This is a genomic window from Verrucomicrobium sp. BvORR034, from assembly GCF_000739635.1.
Taxonomy (GTDB): domain Bacteria; phylum Verrucomicrobiota; class Verrucomicrobiia; order Verrucomicrobiales; family Verrucomicrobiaceae; genus Verrucomicrobium.
In genome coordinates this window covers 70504-85217 of sequence record NZ_BATQ01000008.1, presented here as the reverse complement: position 1 = coordinate 85217, position 14714 = coordinate 70504, and the positions used below count along the sequence as shown (strand labels likewise).

The following is a 14714-nucleotide window of genomic DNA, read 5'->3' as shown; positions in this document are numbered from 1 at the left end:
CTTGAGCCCTGCCCCTCAGCCCTCCTCGTGATTACGCATGAAGTCGGCAACCTGGGCGAAAAAGCCACCCAGAGTGGGAGCGAGATCTTCCGGAATGCCCACCTCCTTCATGGCGGCCCCCATGAGGTCCAGCCAGCGATCGCGCTCCGCCAGCCCGATCTTGAACGGGCCGTGACGCATGCGCAGACGGGGATGACCGCGCTCCTGAATGTACTGGTCTGGCCCCCCAAAGCGAAAGATCAAGAAGTCTCGCAGGCGGCGTTCGGCGGCCTCCCAGTCGTCCGACGGGTACATGGGGCCCAGCAGGTCATCCGCACGGACACGCCGGTAAAAAGCCGCCACGAGCCGCGTGAGCGCCTCTTCACCAAGCCGGGTATAGAATGTATCCACCATCGAGGGTTTTTCTTCCTGTGTTCAAAAGAACAGATGGACGCGAAGGGTGGAATTGTCCACAAGTTTGTCTCGCTGGATCGTTTGAAAGGGGCAGGCTCCGAACCTATGGCCGGGGACCGCAGCGACGTCGCCAGGTTTTTCCCCACATTTTGGGAACAAACGGGCGACACGCGCCTCGTATTCATTGAACAGTCTCATCGTCCCTGACCCATGAAATTTCCCCTTCTCTTTGCCCTTATGAGTGCCGTTGGACTCTCCGCCTCCTCTGCTGCTGAACCTGCCGCTGCCACCAAGCCTGCCACGACCCCGGCCAAAACGGAGGAGGCCATCTTTGGCGGTGGCTGCTTCTGGTGCACGGAAGGCTGCTACCTCATCGTGAAAGGCGTGAGCAAGGTGGTGAGCGGCTACACCGGCGGCCACGTGGAAAACCCGACCTACAAGCAGGTGTGCACCGGCGAAACCGGCCACGCCGAAGTGATCAAGGTCACCTTTGATCCCGCCGTAGTGTCCTACAAAGATCTGGTGGACCTCTTCTGGTACGCCCACGATCCCACCACACTGAACCGCCAGGGCGCGGATGTGGGCACCCAGTACCGCTCCGCCATCTACTACACCAGCGAGGAACAGAAGAAGATCGCCGAGGCCTCCAAGGCGGAACACGCCAAGGAGTTCTCCTCCCCCATCGTAACCGAGATTACCAAGGAGGCCAAGTTCTACCCCGCCGAGGACTACCATCAAAATTTTGCCAACAACAACCCGACCCAAGGGTATGTGTGCAACGTGGTGCTACCCAAGGTGGACAAGTTCAAAGCCAAGCTGAAGAAGCTGGCGAAGTGAGGTGACGAGCAGTGCCTGAGGCACGGATGCCTGTGAATTCATGACGGGAGCGGAGCGAATCCGCTCCCGTTTTTGTTTGGCGGCGAGGCGCAGAACGTACGTAGCGCAGATTGGCAATCGGCACGGGTAGCTGGCAGGCGGCGGGTACAAGCCCACCCCGACCTCCCCATCGGGAGTAAAGGAGGCGGGGGTTCCCAGCCCCGCTCAGGCGCATGTTGATTAGGGTGAGTCTTCGCACGTAGGGCGCTGTTGATGCACTGGGGTTCCAGAATGTCATAAGGGCCCCGAAAGCGGCGGTTCCCGCGCGCACTCCACAGCGACTTCGTCGCCAGGTGTTGGGAAGGTTTCGACCAAAGCAGGACCATCACCCTGCGGTGTCTCGCGTCGGGGACGCTCACACAGATCCCTCCGAATTCCCTGCAAGTCTGTGATCCTCCAAGACACTGGGCCGCCTTGCGTCCCATGCGGCTCTGTGGCATAGCGGAGGCCTTGAAAGCCCAGCCCGTCCCGGCCCAACCTCTCGCTCCTCAGGCGCATGCCTCCGAGCCGCCCAGGGCCGTGCTCGCAGCGGTGACCGCCTTTTTCCTGTGGGGCGTGCTGCCTGTGTACTGGAAGGCCACGATGTCCGTCGGCTCAATGGTGATCGTGGCCCACCGCGTCTGGGGCACGATCCTGTTCCTCATTCCCCTTCTGCGTTCCCGCGGGGAGCTGGGGGCCTGGGTGGCCGCTCTGAAGTCACCGCGATTGCTCTGGGTACACGGCTGGGCCGCCCTGCTGCTCACCGCCAACTGGTCGCTCTTCATCTGGGCCAACCAGCATGGCCGCATTGTGGAGGCCAGTGTGGGCTATTTCCTGAATCCCCTGCTGAACGTGCTGATCGGCTTTCTGTTCCTGGGCGAGCGGCTGACGCGGTTGCAGATCGTGAGCGTGAGCCTGGCCGCCCTGGGCGTGCTGCTGCAGGTAGTCATTCTGGGCCACTTCCCGTGGATCGCCCTGCTGCTGGCCAGCACCTTTGGTGTGTATGGTCTGGTGCGCCGGAAGTCTCCGCTCGGCTCGCTGACCGGGCTGGCGGTCGAGACCGTGCTGGTGCTGCCCTTTGCCCTGGGATGGCTGGCCTGGTGCCACCATCAGGGACAAGCCCTCTGGGGCGGCGGCACAACGCTGGAGGTGGGTCTGGTCGTCGGCGCGGGCGTCGCCACAGCGCTGCCATTGCTCACCTTTGCCTACGCCGCGCGGCAGTTGCGGTTCAGCACGCTCGGCCTGCTCCAGTTCATCGCCCCCACCGGGCAGTTTCTCATCGGGGCGTTGTTGTATCATGAACCCGTCACCGGTAAGGCAATGATGTCCTTCGCCTGCATCTGGGCCGGCGTGGCCGTGTTCTGCGCCGAGGCGTTTGGAAAGCGGCCGGGCAGCAAGCACTGACCCGGCTTAGCCCGATCAGTCGTGCTTTTCGCGAGTTGGTTCCGCCTTCTTCAACCACACCCAAGTCGCCCCCCAAGTACCGCTTTGGCCGCCCGCCGGCCATTGCCAGGAGGCCACCATGGGCAGCTTCTCCAGCAGGCGATGCACGCCTTCACGCAAGGCGCCCGTGCCCTTGCCGTGGATCACCCGGACGGTGGTGATGCCTTTTTCCAGGCACGCTTCAAAGTAGTCCGGCAGCAGGTCGCGGATCTCGTTGGGACGAAAGGTGTGCAGGTCCAGCTCGCCCGTGATGGGAATGGGCACCGGCTCCAGCGACTCTGGATCGAAGTCCCAGGACTCCGATTCAGGCTCGTTGGATTCGTTCTGGGGCATGGCAGACTCGTGCCGAAGGATGCCACGTCGTCCAGCAGTTTTCAGCGCGATATGGCGCACAAAACGCCTCGTCACAACTTGTGTCGTTTTGACCAACAGAAGTATGAACATGAAAACGCTTCTGCCCGTCGCCATGCTGCTTGCCACAGGTCTGCTTACTTCCTGCGGCAACGGTGCTGACAAGACCGCTTCGGGCACCGTGTACAACATCAACGTCACCGGGGGCAATACTGCCAACTGGACGCAAGGCGATGGCAAGGCCAGCCTCAAACATGTGGCCACGGAAGTGCCCAAAGTTCACAGCCTGCATTTCACCAACAAAGGCAACAAGCTCATGGTGGCGGTGATGTTCCCGGGCGATGCTCCGCCCGCTGCTGGGAAGTATGTGTTGGGTAACGTGGGTGAGGCCGGAGCAGTGACGGGCTTGTACGTGGACAACCGCGCCAAGATGGAAAGCTACACCGCGTCACAGGGCACCGTGGAACTGACCGTGAAGGACGGCGTGTACTCCGGTAAGTTTGAATTCAAAGGCCAGGGCGGATCGATTGGCGGTGGGCCGAAGGAGATAGTGGTGAAGGGGACGTTCGAAGGGGTGAATTGAGGCATGGGTGCGGGAGTCTAAAGCAGTGGAAATCCCGCGATAGCGTATGCGCGTCGGGTTAAGAATAAACATTGCCCCACACCGGATACTCTGACGCCAAGGGCGTCAGACAATAGGACCCAGAGTCGGGCGAGGCACTAGGCCGCCCCCCCCTGAGTTCGGGTCAAGAGGACCAGAACTTCGAAGTAAGTTCTACTGGCCATCTCGACATTCCTGAGCCGACTACCCGCACTGATATGCCGACGTCGCACCTAGCAATGTCTAGAACCCGAGCGCCTTGAGCCCCCGACTAGATTTTACAGTATGACACCATACGAAAAGCCCATGCACAAAGGAGGATGAGCAGAACTGACTCTGCAATACTTGCAGCTTGATCATGTCTTCACATGGAGCAACTATCCAGACTCTCTTTCTCTCAGAAGTTGCCTCATCATATGATTGCTGCCGTTCTCTCCAAAGCCTGGAACCTCTATTGCAAGAGTTTCCCACGCTTGCTGGCAGTGGCCTTGCTGGTCCTGGCGCGATGACTTGGATGTTGATCTATTTGATACGCGAGAACATCATGCTTGTGTATGAGAACCCGGAGCTTGCCGGCATCCTATGTTTGGCAGTTACCGTTATCGTCGCTTCATTCTACGCTAGTGTGGCAATATACAATGCTCATGCGAGTTCCTTGGGAAAACCATTGACGCTTGGTGGCGCTCTACGCGAAGGGTTACTCTCATGGCCATGGCTGTTGGGAGCCCGCTTGGCTCTGGCGGCAAGCCTCGGCATCGGGTTCATTCTGTTGATTCTCCCTGGCATCTATCTGCTAATCAGGCTTTCGTTGGTCGAATCCATGGCTGCGGTCAACCGGGCCCCTGCTAACGAAACCTTAGGCCGTAGCATGGAGTTCACAAAGGGCCATTTTTGGGCCATGGCATCGGATCCCGGGGCATCATAGTAGCCGAGAACTTTGCCTCGTCCGGCGAGTGGGATGAGTTCCGATGTTTGGCTTTGGACTGCAAAGGGCTCCATGCAGCAAACCAAAGTTTGAACTTACGAACTCCGACACGTCGGGACGTTCTGCAAACTCCAACCGCCCTTGTGCTGAGACTCTGCTCGTAAGCTCAAACTTTGGCTTTCCTCATTCGTGGTGGTCGTGCGTCATGAGCAGACTGAGGGAGGTTCAGCGTATGTTCCAATCAATCCCTCCGCTTCAAAGCCGACGGGGACCGTCGGCTCAGTCGCCGCAGGAACGCACGACCAATTCAGCTACACTCTCCGCTGCACCCAACAGGCCCTTTGCACTCCCACCCACCAGCCCAATCCCGCATGCAAAGCCAATGCGTCGGTCATGAAACTTGCACCCCTGACCGACGGACTACGTCCCAAAAGAGAAGAAGCCGGACAGGACCACTCAGTCCGTCCGGCTTCTTTAGTTTCAGGGGGGTGTGTCAGTAACCGGAGGAACAGAATAGGCCCCAAGTCTCCCCGAGATGAAGGATGCGCCGATGGACCTCCCTCCAGCGAACAAGATCTGTTCGCTGTTGAGATCGTGGGACCGGCGCAGAGGGTGGTGGCTAGCGGGGCATTGCCCTGCTGACCACCACCAGTGAATTATTCTCCAGCTTCGTCGTCGCCGATGGCGGCGCTGGGCAGGCCCGCGCCGTTGCTACGGCTGCTTTTGCTGCCGCTGTTGGCGAGTTTCTCAGCGAGGCGGGCTTTGACCTGCTCTTCGACATCTGCGTAGAGGGCGGTGTCGGCCTTGAGAGCCTCTTTGCAGGCGTCGCGACCTTGCGCGAGTTGAGTGCCCTTGTAGCTGATCCACGATCCGCGCTTCTGAAGGATGTCGTACTCGAGAGCAAGATCGAGCAGCGAACCCACGCCGCTGATGCCTTCGTTGTACATGATGTCGAACTCGGCCTCAGTGTACGGAGGGGCGAGCTTGTTCTTCACCACCTTGACCTTGGTGCGGTTGCCGGTGGTGGTGCCGTCCGAGCTCTTGATGGCGCCGATACGACGGATGTCGATGCGGACGCTGGAGTAGAACTTGAGGGCCTTGCCGCCAGGGGTCGTTTCGGGGTTGCCGAACATGACACCCACCTTCTCACGGATCTGGTTGGTGAAGATGCAGCAGGTGCGGGCTTTGGAAATGATGGCGGTAAGTTTCCGCAGGGCCGCGCTCATGAGGCGGGCCTGGGCACCCACGGTGGCGTCGCCGATCTCCCCTTCCAGTTCCTGGCGGGTGACGAGGGCGGCCACGGAGTCGATGACGATCACATCGAGGGCGTTGGAGCGCACCAGGGTCTCGCAGATGCGCAGGGCTTCTTCACCACTGCTGGGCTGGGAAACGAGAAGTTCTTCCATCTTCACGCCCAGCTTGCGGGCGTACGTGGGATCAAGGGCGTGCTCCACGTCAATGAAGGCGGCCAGACCGCCGGTCTTCTGGGCCTGGGCGATGACGGTAAGGGTCAGCGTCGTCTTACCGGAAGATTCCGGGCCATACACTTCGACCACACGACCGCGGGGAAAGCCGCCTATGCCAAGAGCTTGGTCAATGAGGAGGTTCCCAGTAGGGATGATGGAGATTTCCGTGCGATTCTCCTCGCCCATCCGCAGGATGGAACCTTCACCGTAGTCCTTGTGAATCTGCTGGATCGCCATTTCCAGATTCTTGGCCCGGGCGTCTGCAATCTTGTTTGAGACGGGTTCAGAGGACGTTTCTTTGGGTGCGCGGGCCATACGGTGTCGGTATTAGAGTTTGGTGAACAGTTGAGAGCGATAATGTTCGATTGAACAGGAGTTGCAACTCCTATTTTGAGAAAAGTTTCTGCACTGGAGGTCAATGCCCCGGTACAGGCGGGCTTAGATGCCGTCCAACATCTGCTGAATCATGCCATTAGGGCCCATGTAGCTGAGGGCCATGCTGATCACCCGCCACGCGATGTAAAGCAACACCAAGACGTAAAAAATACGGGGCAGCCACTCGGCGGCACGATCCTGAGCACGGGAGGCGAGTTCGGCCTCGGCGCGAGCCCAGCGTCCCATCTCAATGTCCAGCGTTCCCGTCTGTTCAGCGGTATCCACGGCGCTCCCCAGGGTCTTGGGAAGTGCTCCGGTGGCTTTCAATGCAGGTGCCAGGGCCTGGCCGTCCTCCACGCTCTGGGCAGCCTGAAAACCCGCCCCCTCTAGCACGGCGCTCTGGGACGCTTTGCCAGCCATCCGCAGGATTTCTGAGATGCGCAAAGCCGCCAACAGCCCCGTCTGGAACACTTGGCAGAACCGGGCGAGCGCCCAATGGCGACGGGCACCGCCCACGAGCGGAATGGTGCCCAGGAGGCGGTCCACTCCCGGAGACTGGGCAGCCAGCTTGAGCACGAACCACCAAATGGCCCCCACCAGAGCGAGCGCCGTCCAAATGATCAACAAGCGGCCGCCGGTCTGTAGCAGATAGTCCTGCAACCCGCCGCCATTCCACATGCGGGTGAAATCTGGGAAAAGAGCCCCCACATGCAGCAGCAGTACAGGGTAGATGAGGGCTCCGATGGCCTTGTCCCGGCTCTTTTGCCGGAGTTCGAAGTAGTGCGCGAGGTGCTCGCAGGAGGCCTCCAGGCGACCGCCCTTCTCCCCGGCATCCAGCAGGCTGATTTCCAGAGGGGTGACAATACCGGCATTGTGCCGGGCCACGGATTCCGTGAGGCTGAGCCGCTCGGCCAGCCCTTGTTTGATGCCGTTGAGGTAGGAGCGCATGGAGGCCGGGGGCCCCTGCTCCAGCAGGAGATCCACGGAGCGGTCCAGGTGCATGCCCGCACCCAAAAGCTTGGCAAATTCATGGTAGAGCTGGGCGCGCTGCTTGGTCGTCATGCACGCGCATCAAAACACAGGCCGGGGGCGCAACACAAAGGTTTTCCGGTGAAAGGGCATCTTTGTGTGGTAGAGCGGAGAAGGTTCCTCACATGCAGCTCCCAGATGACGAAAAGTGGATGCGCCTGGCCCTGGCCGAGGCCCGGCACGGTATTGGTCTCACATCGCCCAACCCGGCGGTGGGGGCGGTTCTGGTCAAGGATGGCCAGCTCATCGGGCAGGGCTGGCACCATCGGGTGGGGCTGCCTCACGCGGAGGTGGAAGCCTTGCGAAACGCAGAAGCGAACGGAAACGAGGCTGTGATCCGGGGAGCGACCGCCTATGTCACCCTCGAACCCTGCTCCACCCATGGCCGCACCGGGGCCTGCACGGTGGCGCTCACCAACGCTGGCATAAGCCGCGTGGTCTATGGGGCCACCGATCCCAATCCGGGACATGCCGGGGCGGCCGACCATTTGCTCCAAGAAGCGGGCATTGCCGTGTTGAGCGGCGTACTGCGAGAGGAGTGCGAGGAAGTACTGCGCCCTTTTGCCAAATGGATCACGACCGGCCTGCCCTATGTGGTGGCCAAGGCAGGGCAAAGTCTGGATGGCCGCCTGAGCCGCCCTCCGGGAGAGTCCCAATGGATCACCAGCGAGGTCTCACGCGCTCATGCCATGCAGTTGCGGGTGCAGAGTGACGCCATCCTCATCGGCGCGGAGACGCTCCGCCGTGACAATCCGCGACTCACATTGCGGGGCGATACCGTTCCGGAGGGGAAGATCCAGCCGTGGCGCGTGGTGGTGACCCGCGGAGGGGATTTGCCCAAGGACGCGAACCTGTTCAATGACGAGTTCAAGGAGCGAACCCTCGTACTGGAGGGGGAACGTCGTTTCCCTGAGATCCTCCAGGAACTGGCCGCCCGCGGAATCACCAGCGTGCTGCTGGAGAGCGGCGGCAATCTGCTTGGCCAGGCCTTTGCCGCCGGAGCGGTGGATGAGGTGTGCTGGTACATTGCCCCCAGAATTTGCGGCGGCGGCACATTGGCGGTTGGTGGGCTTGATTTTGCGGTGGGGGCGAACTCCATGGAGCTGGAGAAGGTGCGCGTGGAGGTGCTGGGGAGCGATGTGTGCGTGCGGGGGTTGGTTATCCGGTAAAATGGTAAAGGGTTAGAGGTAAGTGGTGGAAGAGGCGATGGGAGAGGTTGGTCGGACTATGGCGGGCTGATGTGGTGGGTCACTGATTCCTTCCCACATGCGAGACGGCACCCTGAGAGCTCCCTGCTTCGTTGGCCGTTTGGCTTACCTAGAACCTCAAAAGCCGAGAGCCGACGGAACCTTCCGGGTTCAAGGCATCACTCGCACAAGAGAACCAAGAACCAACCTCCTACATGACCGCAATCAGGGCTTGGGAATCGGAAACCGCTCCGAAAACCCCGCCCTGCATGGTCACCATTTTCAATGCGGCAAGGTGGTTGCCGTGATCAGTGGCACCGGTACAGTCTGAGAGGATGAGACACTCGTAGCCGCGGTCGTTGGCGTCCCGCATGGTGGTGTGCACGCACACATCGGTGGTGATGCCGCAGAGCACGATGTTCTGGATGTTGCGCCGGGCGAGAAGGAGATCCAGATCGGTGGCGTAGAAGCTGCCCTTGCCGGGCTTTTCAATGACAGGCTCGCCGGGCAGAGGGTATAGCTCAGGGATGATGTCCCAGCCCGCCTCACCGCGGATGAGGATCCGACCGCAGGGACCGGTGTCGCCGATGCCAGCACCGATGCGCTGACTGCGCCAGCGTTTGTTGGGCGGCAGGTCTGCCAGGTCCGGTCGGTGGCCTTCGCGGGTGTGCATGATGTGGTAGCCCTTCGCCCGGGCCACCTCCAGCAGGTTCTTGATGGGTTCAATCGGGGCTCGCGTGAGGCTGAGGTCATACCCCATGGAGTCCACATAGCCTCCCGGGCCGCAGAAGTCCGTTTGCATGTCGATCACCAGGATGACGGTGTTTTCCGGGCGGAGGTCTTCGTTGTAGGGCCAGGGGTAGGGGTTTGCGTCAACAGTGGGCATGGATGGAACAGGTGAGCGGATGAAGAAGGAGGACATGGTGCATCCACCCCCGTCACGCGTGACAGCCAGCACCGTGCCAACACAGCCTCCCTCAAAAAGAGCTCATCTTGAGCAGTTTGGGGTCAGCATCATTGAACGTGACGACACCCCGCCCTGTCCCAAATGTCGCGTTGGGGTCCACTTGCAACACCCGGCCGGTCCGGGGGATTCCTGGGCCATCCGGCGGCATTGCAGTCCCAGTTGGCCACCACAACGCATCCTCTGCAAAGAGGTCTGTCTCGCAGGACAGTTGGTTCCCATCGTTCTCTCATCTTCCCATCCCATCATGCTCAAGCCTTTGACTCCCCTCCCCGACTGGTGCCGCCGCACCACCGCGCTTTCGCTGGCCCTGATGGCCGCCACGTCCGCCTCCCCGATTCTTGCGGAATCGCCCTCGACCCCGCCTGATGGCGCACCGCCCGCAGCGGCGGCTGGGCAGGCCAAACCGAACGGCAACGACAAAGACAAAGAGAAGGACAAAGCAAAGGAGCCGGAAAAATCTGCTGACAAGGACAAGGAAAAACCCCGCCAGGTGCAGAGCCAGCACAGTGTGGTGATCAATGGCACTGCCGTGTCCTACACCGCCACCGCAGGCATGATGCCGCTGAAGGACGCCGAGGGCAAAACCACGGCAGAGATCTTCTTCATGGCCTACACGAAGGACGGAGTGGCCGATGGCACGAAGCGTCCGGTGACGTTCTCCTTCAACGGCGGACCAGGATCTTCCTCCGTCTGGATGCACCTGGGCCTGCTGGGACCGCGTCGCGTGAAGCTCAAGGAAGACGGTTCCGCGCTGCCCCCGCCCTACCAGTTGGTGGACAACGAGTATTCGCTTCTCGATGAAACCGACCTCGTCTTCATCGATCCCGTGGGCACGGGCTACAGCCGGGCCACGAAACTGGATGAGGCCAAGCGCTTCTACGGCGTGAAAGAAGACACCGCGAGCGTGGCCGAGTTCATCCGGTTGTATGTCACCAAGAACACCCGGTGGGCCTCGCCCAAGTTCCTCATCGGCGAGAGTTATGGCACCACCCGGGCGGCGGCATTGAGCGGCGAGCTGGGCAGCAAGCACCTCATGAATCTCAATGGCATCATGCTGGTGAGCACGGTGCTCAATTTCCAGACCATCTGGGGTGGCTCGGGCAACGATCTGCCACATGTCCTCTATCTCCCGAGCTTCACTGCGACGGCGTGGCACCACAAGAAACTGCCCGCCGATCTGCAGAAGCTGCCGCTGACGGAAGTGTTGAAGCAGTCCGAAGCTTTTGCCATGGGCGACTACAACCATGCCCTCATGCAAGGGAGCGCCCTGCCCCCGGCCACACGCCAGGCTGTGCTCAAGCAACTGGCCAGCTTCACCGGCCTCACCGCTGAGTACCTGGATCGCGCCGATCTCCGCCCCTCTCTGCAACGATTCGGCGTGGAACTGCTGCGCGACAAGGACCTCCAGGTGGGTCGGTTTGACAGCCGCTACACCGGTCATGTACGCGACCGTTTGACGGAGACGACGGAGGGCGACCCCAGCGCTGACGCCGTGTTCAGCGCCTACGCCTCCACGTTCAATCACTACATCCGCACCGAGCTCAAGTTCGAGGAAGACAAGCCTTATGAGATCCTCACCGGCAGCGTGCAGCCGTGGAACTGGGGCGCAGAAAATGACTTCGTGAACGTGTCCGAGACCCTGGCCAAGAGCATGACCAAGAACCCCTTTCTGAAGGTGCATGTCTCCCAGGGCTACACGGATCTGGCCACGCCCTACTTCGCCGCCAGGTACACCTTCAATCATCTGGACGTGGCACCGGACATCGCCAAAAACCTCCAGATCGACGAATACCAGTCTGGTCACATGATGTACCTGAACCTGCCGGATCTGGTGAAGCAGAAGGCAGATCTGGCCAAGTTCATTCGCGGTGCCTCTGGACTCCAGCCCTGAGAAAGAGGCTCCCGCGGACGACATAGCAGGAAGTGGCAGCGGGAGGGATGGGCACCACCTGAGCGGATCTGAGATCCGTTTCAGGTAAGTCTGGAGCCCCCTCTCCGCTCCTGCACCCCGTCCGTCCATGAAGCCGTCTTCGCCTTTTTCATCACGTCTGCGGCTGGGCGCAGCGCTGTTCAGTATTGTGGCTTGGGTCGATCTTGCGATCCCCGCCATGGCCGGGGCCGAAACGGAAACTCAACGCTGGACCGGAGTCGCTGCCATCACCTTTTCCGGCACCTCCACCCTGCACAACTGGTCCGGCCAGGTGAAGGCGGAGCCCTTTACCGCGCAGGTGACAATGGATGATCGAGGAAATCCGACCTCGCTGAAATCAGCCGTGCAGGTGAAGGCAGCGAGCATGGACACCGACGAGCCGAAACGGGACGAAAACATGCGCAAAGCAATGCGGGTCACGGACTACCCGCTGGTGACCGCTGCGATGAACACCCCTTTCAGTGCGATCGCCAAAGGAGGCAGCGCCTCACCCGTGCAGTTGCCGCTCACCTTGAACCTGGTGGGGAAGGCCCATGATATCACCGGCACCATCAGCGCTTGGGAAAAGCAGGGGGACACCGCTACGTTTGAGCTCGACTTTGATTTGTCTCTGAAGAAGTGCGGGATTACCGTGCCGCCGGCGCTGATGATCCTCCGGGTGGGCGATACGGTAAAAGTTCACGCCTTGGTGAAGCTGGTGCGCAAGCCTGCCTGATCTGACTCCCCCAGACGAATGCCCGCCTACATCCACCACATCAGCACCCAGGTGCCAGGGCACACCTACAGGCAGAGCGACATCCGCGACAGGATCAAGTCATGGACGCGGGATGTCCGCACCCGGCGGCTCATCCACAATGTGTACAACCGTTCCGGCATTGAGACCCGCGCCAGTGTGCTGGGGGACTTCCAGCCCGAAGGTGGATCCGACCCCGCGCTCTACCAAACCACCGACACCGGTGATGGTCCCGAGGTGCTGCCCACCGGCACCGCCGCGCGCAACGCGTGCTACAACCGTGAGGCACGAACACTGGCCGTGCAAGTGGCCCGCCAGGCCCTGAGCGGAGCAGTGGGGTTCAGCGTCACAGACATCACCCACATCATCTTTGCCAGTTGCACCGGCTTCACGAACCCCGGGCCGGACTATCACATCATTCGCGAGCTTGGGCTGAATGTCGGGGTGGAACGCTACACGCTGGGTTTCATGGGTTGCTATGCCGCCTTCCCCGCCCTGCGCATGGCGGGACAGTTCTGCGAGGCCAATCCGCAGGCGGTCGTGCTGGTGGTGTGTCTGGAGCTGTGCTCGCTGCATATGCAGATCAATGATCAGCCAGACTGCATTCTGGCCAACTCCCTCTTTGCCGACGGTACCGCCGCCGCGGTGGTCAGTTCAAGGAAACCTCCGCCAGACCTCCCGGCGTACCGGCTGCGAGCATTCGCCTCCGCGCTGGTCACGGACGGGGAGGCGGATATGGCCTGGGACATCGGCAACGAAGGGTTCAACATTGTGCTCAGCAGCTATGTGCCCGAGATTCTTGGCACCCGGATTCGCGACCTGTTGGAAGAGGTCCTCCAGCGTGCCAGCCTCACGCTCGAGGAAATAGATGAATGGGCCGTGCATCCCGGCGGGCGGGCCATTCTGGACAAGGTGGAGGAGGCCCTTCATCTGCCCGCCACCGCCCTGCAGGCATCCCGCCAGATCCTGCGTGATTTTGGCAACATGAGCAGCGCCACCGTGCTGTTCGTGTTGAAGGAACTGCTCGACTCCGCCACCACCCCCGACGCCATTACCTGCGCCATGGCCTTTGGTCCCGGTCTCACCGTGGAGACGGCGGTGCTGGAGCGATGCGGCTGCGCACTCCCGGTCAACAGGGTCGCCACACCTGCCACGGTGGAGGCCGCGGAAGCCATGCCCTCGCCCGTGGCGGTGATTGCGGTGGCATGAATCCGTCCCCTTCCGCGCCAGATTGCGATGTGGCCATCGTAGGCGCGGGTCCGGTGGGTCTGCTGCTGGCGAACCTGCTGGGACCTACGGGTCTGAAGGTGCTGGTGCTGGAGAAAAATCTCGCCCCGCCCTCTCATTCGCGCGCCATCGGGATCACGCCGCCCTCGCTGGAGATCCTGGGCTCGATCGGCATGGCGGACGCGTTTGTGGTGCGGGGCGTGAAGATCCAGAATGTGCACGTGCACGGGGTGTCCGCGCAGACCGGCGTGTGTTCTTTCCGTGAACTTCCTGGGGCGCACCCTTACATCCTCTCCCTTCCCCAACAGCAGACGCTTTCACTCCTGGAGCAGCATCTCCGCCTTTCGCCCAACGTGGCCCTGCTCCGTGGCCGGGAGGTGGCGCAAGTGGAGCCGATGGGCGAGCAAGTGATGCTGGGGTTCACAGAACCTGCTCCGAAAATGACGGCCCGTTTTGTGATCGCCTGCGACGGCTGGCGCAGCGGCATCCGCCAACAGTTGCAGATTCCCGTCCGGGAGACACGGTACGGCTGCCACTTTGTGATGGGCGACTTCATCGACAGCAGCGGGATGGCAGAGGAGGCGCATTTATTCTTCACCCCGGACGGAGCGGTGGAGTCATTTCCTCTGCCCGGTGGCATCCGGCGCTGGATCGTCCAGACGCCCGGCCCCTTGCTGGTGATCCCGCGCGGGTACATCTGCCGAATCGTGCAGCAGCGCGCAGGCATCGTGCTGGACGCGGCCACCCAGCTTAACCACAGCACCTTCAACCCCCAACGGTTGGACTGTGCCTCACTCTATCGCGGACGGGTCATCCTCTGCGGAGATGCAGCCCACGCCATGAGCCCCATCGGTGGCCAGGGCATGAATGTGGGCTTTGCCGATGCCGAGATGCTTGCCGACCTTCTGCCCGGGATGGTTCGAGGCACGGGCGACATTTCGGAAGAGCTGGAACGCTATGAGCAAGACCGTATGCGCGCTGCTCGGGTTGCCGCAAATCGGGCCGCCCAAGGCATGTGGCTGGGGACCTGGACAGGGATCTCCGCCTCCTGGTTGCGGGATGTGATTCTGGGCGGAGTGTTGTTGCGGGGTCCATTTGCGAGGCTCATGGCCAGCCGCTTTGCGATGATGGATGTGCCCCGGGGGAGAGCGCAGTAAAAAGTTGGAATGCGGTGGGTTCGATTCCTCCTCGTGGCACATTTGACACGGAACGGGACGAAGATGTCGGTTCCT

General features: G+C 61.3%; 13 protein-coding genes. 8 read left to right on the top strand and 5 right to left on the bottom strand.

Annotated elements, in window-relative coordinates; translation table 11 throughout:
* Window positions 1–15: 15 nt before the first annotated feature.
* Entirely contained in the window at window positions 16–393 is a 378-nt protein-coding gene (locus tag BV034_RS01440) for a hemin transporter (protein WP_050023383.1), read from the bottom strand.
* 210 nt (window positions 394–603) lie between these two features.
* On the opposite strand from BV034_RS01440, the gene msrA reads away from it, so the two are divergent.
* Both msrA and rarD read left to right on the top strand, forming a co-directional pair.
* Window positions 604–1230, top strand: coding sequence for a peptide-methionine (S)-S-oxide reductase MsrA (gene msrA / locus BV034_RS01435; RefSeq protein ID WP_050023381.1), 627 nt, complete (start codon window positions 604–606; stop codon window positions 1228–1230).
* Window positions 1231–1692: 462 nt separating this feature from the next.
* A complete protein-coding gene (gene rarD / locus BV034_RS01430) occupies window positions 1693–2652 on the top strand; it encodes an EamA family transporter RarD (RefSeq protein ID WP_050023379.1) in 960 nt (319 codons plus the stop codon).
* Between the two features lie 15 nt (window positions 2653–2667).
* On the opposite strand, the gene BV034_RS01425 is transcribed toward rarD, so the two are convergent.
* Complete coding sequence (locus BV034_RS01425) at window positions 2668–3024, bottom strand: Smr/MutS family protein (RefSeq protein WP_050023378.1); 357 nt, start codon at window positions 3022–3024, stop codon at window positions 2668–2670.
* A gap of 109 nt (window positions 3025–3133) precedes the next feature.
* Here BV034_RS01425 and BV034_RS01420 point away from each other — a divergent pair, with 109 nt between their 5' ends.
* Window positions 3134–3625 carry a hypothetical protein gene (locus tag BV034_RS01420; protein WP_265592506.1) on the top strand — a complete coding sequence of 164 codons (492 nt, stop codon included), beginning with the start codon at window positions 3134–3136 and terminating at the stop codon, window positions 3623–3625.
* A gap of 1599 nt (window positions 3626–5224) precedes the next feature.
* Here BV034_RS01420 and recA read toward each other — a convergent pair.
* Entirely contained in the window at window positions 5225–6349 is a 1125-nt protein-coding gene (gene recA, locus BV034_RS01410; RefSeq protein ID WP_050023372.1) for a recombinase RecA, read from the bottom strand.
* Window positions 6350–6472: 123 nt separating this feature from the next.
* Window positions 6473–7471, bottom strand: a complete 999-nt coding sequence (locus BV034_RS01405; RefSeq protein ID WP_050023370.1) for a type II secretion system F family protein — start codon at window positions 7469–7471, stop codon at window positions 6473–6475.
* A gap of 92 nt (window positions 7472–7563) precedes the next feature.
* Between BV034_RS01405 and ribD the strand changes: the two genes are divergently transcribed.
* Window positions 7564–8607, top strand: coding sequence for a bifunctional diaminohydroxyphosphoribosylaminopyrimidine deaminase/5-amino-6-(5-phosphoribosylamino)uracil reductase RibD (gene ribD / locus BV034_RS01400; protein ID WP_050023368.1), 1044 nt, complete (start codon window positions 7564–7566; stop codon window positions 8605–8607).
* 229 nt (window positions 8608–8836) lie between these two features.
* Here ribD and BV034_RS01395 read toward each other — a convergent pair whose 3' ends face one another.
* The gene (locus BV034_RS01395; protein WP_050023366.1) at window positions 8837–9511 is read right to left on the bottom strand and encodes an isochorismatase family cysteine hydrolase; all 675 of its coding nucleotides are present in this window, start codon (window positions 9509–9511) and stop codon (window positions 8837–8839) included.
* A gap of 325 nt (window positions 9512–9836) precedes the next feature.
* Between BV034_RS01395 and BV034_RS01390 the strand changes: the two genes are divergently transcribed.
* The 4 genes from BV034_RS01390 (at window position 9837) to BV034_RS01375 (ending at window position 14639) form a co-directional block, all read left to right on the top strand.
* Window positions 9837–11483: a peptidase S10 gene (locus BV034_RS01390; protein WP_081887506.1), complete on the top strand. Its 1647-nt coding sequence runs from the start codon at window positions 9837–9839 to the stop codon at window positions 11481–11483.
* Between the two features lie 127 nt (window positions 11484–11610).
* Window positions 11611–12237: a YceI family protein gene (locus BV034_RS01385; RefSeq protein ID WP_050023364.1), complete on the top strand. Its 627-nt coding sequence runs from the start codon at window positions 11611–11613 to the stop codon at window positions 12235–12237.
* A gap of 18 nt (window positions 12238–12255) precedes the next feature.
* The gene (locus BV034_RS01380) at window positions 12256–13464 is read left to right on the top strand and encodes a type III polyketide synthase (protein ID WP_063768642.1); all 1209 of its coding nucleotides are present in this window, start codon (window positions 12256–12258) and stop codon (window positions 13462–13464) included.
* The gene (locus tag BV034_RS01375; RefSeq protein ID WP_050023362.1) at window positions 13461–14639 is read left to right on the top strand and encodes an NAD(P)/FAD-dependent oxidoreductase; all 1179 of its coding nucleotides are present in this window, start codon (window positions 13461–13463) and stop codon (window positions 14637–14639) included. Before BV034_RS01380 ends, BV034_RS01375 begins: the two co-directional genes overlap by 4 nt.
* Window positions 14640–14714 lie beyond the last annotated feature (75 nt).

What these genes read in the sequence shown, in the direction of transcription:
- BV034_RS01440 (WP_050023383.1), bottom strand. Translation starts at nt 393, where the DNA reads ATGGTGGATACATTCTATACCCGGCTTGGTGAAGAGGCGCTCACGCGG.
- msrA (WP_050023381.1), top strand. Translation starts at nt 604, where the DNA reads ATGAAATTTCCCCTTCTCTTTGCCCTTATGAGTGCCGTTGGACTCTCC.
- rarD (WP_050023379.1), top strand. Translation starts at nt 1,693, where the DNA reads ATGCGGCTCTGTGGCATAGCGGAGGCCTTGAAAGCCCAGCCCGTCCCG.
- BV034_RS01425 (WP_050023378.1), bottom strand. Translation starts at nt 3,024, where the DNA reads ATGCCCCAGAACGAATCCAACGAGCCTGAATCGGAGTCCTGGGACTTC.
- BV034_RS01420 (WP_265592506.1), top strand. Translation starts at nt 3,134, where the DNA reads ATGAAAACGCTTCTGCCCGTCGCCATGCTGCTTGCCACAGGTCTGCTT.
- recA (WP_050023372.1), bottom strand. Translation starts at nt 6,349, where the DNA reads ATGGCCCGCGCACCCAAAGAAACGTCCTCTGAACCCGTCTCAAACAAG.
- BV034_RS01405 (WP_050023370.1), bottom strand. Translation starts at nt 7,471, where the DNA reads ATGACGACCAAGCAGCGCGCCCAGCTCTACCATGAATTTGCCAAGCTT.
- ribD (WP_050023368.1), top strand. Translation starts at nt 7,564, where the DNA reads ATGCAGCTCCCAGATGACGAAAAGTGGATGCGCCTGGCCCTGGCCGAG.
- BV034_RS01395 (WP_050023366.1), bottom strand. Translation starts at nt 9,511, where the DNA reads ATGCCCACTGTTGACGCAAACCCCTACCCCTGGCCCTACAACGAAGAC.
- BV034_RS01390 (WP_081887506.1), top strand. Translation starts at nt 9,837, where the DNA reads ATGCTCAAGCCTTTGACTCCCCTCCCCGACTGGTGCCGCCGCACCACC.
- BV034_RS01385 (WP_050023364.1), top strand. Translation starts at nt 11,611, where the DNA reads ATGAAGCCGTCTTCGCCTTTTTCATCACGTCTGCGGCTGGGCGCAGCG.
- BV034_RS01380 (WP_063768642.1), top strand. Translation starts at nt 12,256, where the DNA reads ATGCCCGCCTACATCCACCACATCAGCACCCAGGTGCCAGGGCACACC.
- BV034_RS01375 (WP_050023362.1), top strand. Translation starts at nt 13,461, where the DNA reads ATGAATCCGTCCCCTTCCGCGCCAGATTGCGATGTGGCCATCGTAGGC.